Origin of the sequence: Aeromonas sp. 1HA1 (genome assembly GCF_029237385.1) — a bacterium.
In the GTDB taxonomy this organism is placed as follows: domain Bacteria; phylum Pseudomonadota; class Gammaproteobacteria; order Enterobacterales; family Aeromonadaceae; genus Aeromonas; species Aeromonas popoffii.
Map to the genome: position 1 here is coordinate 1 of NZ_JAACGC010000149.1, position 2,097 is coordinate 2,097.

Sequence of the window (2,097 nt, forward strand, 5' to 3'; positions counted from 1 at the left end):
TCGGCCGCACGATGAAGAGCAAAAGTTAGCATGATCGTTACCATGTTCGGGAGTCACATAGGAGATCAGATCCTGGAAATCGGGAAAAGTGCCAATCAGTTCACAATATTTGTGTATAAGAGTCAGACCTTGGACCGCTAGTTCCATAGATAATGTGGGACCTTCCTGTAATGTGGCAAGGAAGGTTTGGACCCTAAAGTTCACAGCCAAACGATACCTATCAATCAGGTCTTTTGCCTGTATGGAGATGGTATTCACCTGACAGTTGCCCACAAAAAGGAGTGGTTATACGGCTTCAAACCGGATAACAAAACGGTACCCCTACCGTGTTATCTGGAGTCACCGTATGACCACCAACGAGCTCAATAATGTCAGCAAAGCCTGCAAGCTCATCGGCTACAGCCGTCAGCAGTTCTATGAAATTCGCCGTAATTACCAGACCTATGGCGCCGAGGGCTTGCTCGACAAATTGCCCGGCTGTAAAGGGGCTCATCCCAACCGGGTCGCTCCCGAGATTGAGCAGGCCATCCTCGATTACTCCCTCACCAGGCCTACTCACGGCCCGCTGCGGGTCGCGCAAGAACTGGCTTTGCAAGGCATCAACGTCAGTGCCGGCGGCGTGCGTGGCGTGTGGCAACGTCACGATTTGCTCTCCAAACACGACCGCTTGTTACGTCTCGAGAAAACCCATCGGGAACAAACGATTGAGCTCAATGACGAGCAAATTCGCCTGCTCGAGCGCTTCAGTCCCGAGTTCCGAGAACGTCAGATAGAGGTCCACTACACCGGGGAACTGGTGGCGGTCGACACCTTCTTCGTCGGCGCACTCAAGGGGGTTGGCAAGGTGTATCTACAAACCGTGCTGGACTGCTACAGTCGCCACGCCTGGGGGCGGCTCTACACCAGCAAGCTGCCGGTGACCTCGGTCCATGTGCTCAACGAAACGGTGTTGCCGTTTTCGAAGCCCACGAGGCGCAGGTCTATACCATCCTGTCGGACAATGGGCGTGAGTTCTGCGGGCGACCTGACCACCATCCCTACGAGCTGTTCCTGCAAATGGAGGGAATTGAGCACCGGACAACCAAGGTGCGCAGGCCGCAGAGCAACGGCTTTATCGAACGGTTGCACCGCACCTTGCTGGATGAACACTTCCGCATCAAAGGGAGAACGACCTGGTATGAGTCGGTAGAGCAGATGCAGACAGACCTGGATAGCTACCTGGAGTACTACAACACCCAGCGGCCACATCAGGGCAGGATGATGGAGGGACAAACGCCCTACAGCATGTTCAAGAAGGGTCTGAAATTGATACCGAAGGAAGTGCGCACTTCTTAAAGTAGCGTAAAATAGACACCGGTTTGAGGCCGGTGTCAGGTGATAACTAGATCTGTACATCCTGTATATGTGCTGAGGTTATTGAGTTCTTTAGTAAGATCATCTAGCAGGTTGAGTTTTCGACTTGCTACTTTCTTGTTGGTGGTCATACAGTGACTCCAGATAACACTGTAGGGGTACCGTTTTGTTATCCGGTTTGAAGCCGTATAACCACTCCCTTTTATGGGCAACTGTCAGGTGAATACCATCTTCATACATATTTTTTATATACGAAGTACTCCCCACTCTTAACATTGTTGTTGCTTTGAAAGTTTATGTTTAAGAGATAGTTGTTCACTATCAATATCAATTAATCTCGGTACTTTTACGCCATTAGACTGCGACATTTTATCGGCAATATATCTTGCAATAGTACCAGGTTCCACAATACAAATTTCAGGGCCGACAGCGATATGTTCCATCAAAGCCTCAGACAGCTGTTTTTCTGCCTGCACCGGTTTGCCCAGATAGTCACCCTTTAGTTCGACCCACACGACAACCACATCTCTCTCGAGCGAATCTCGATACCGGACAAGAACAGCTTTATCGGTACACTTCTGCAACTCAACAATATCCAGTACAAATTCTGGATACAGAGTAAGCGCCGTTAAATCGACCTACTTGCCTTTACCGTATTGCGCCACTTTTTTTGCAATCGGCTCCAGCGGGACGTTCCATGGCAGCAGGGCTTCGAGCTTTTCCAGGGTATCGGCCTCGCCAATC

Annotated in this window: 1 protein-coding gene and 1 pseudogene; one reads left to right on the forward strand and one right to left on the reverse strand. The window is 50.4% G+C overall.

The annotated features are described in order from the left end of the window. Window positions 1–346 precede the first annotated feature (346 nt). Window positions 347–1,335, forward strand: a pseudogene (locus tag GWQ22_RS21210) (IS481 family transposase). A gap of 287 nt (window positions 1,336–1,622) precedes the next feature. On the opposite strand, the gene GWQ22_RS21215 reads toward GWQ22_RS21210, so the two are convergent. Further along, the gene (locus tag GWQ22_RS21215) at window positions 1,623–1,937 is read right to left on the reverse strand and encodes a hypothetical protein (RefSeq protein ID WP_275931592.1); all 315 of its coding nucleotides are present in this window, start codon (window positions 1,935–1,937) and stop codon (window positions 1,623–1,625) included. Window positions 1,938–2,097 lie beyond the last annotated feature (160 nt).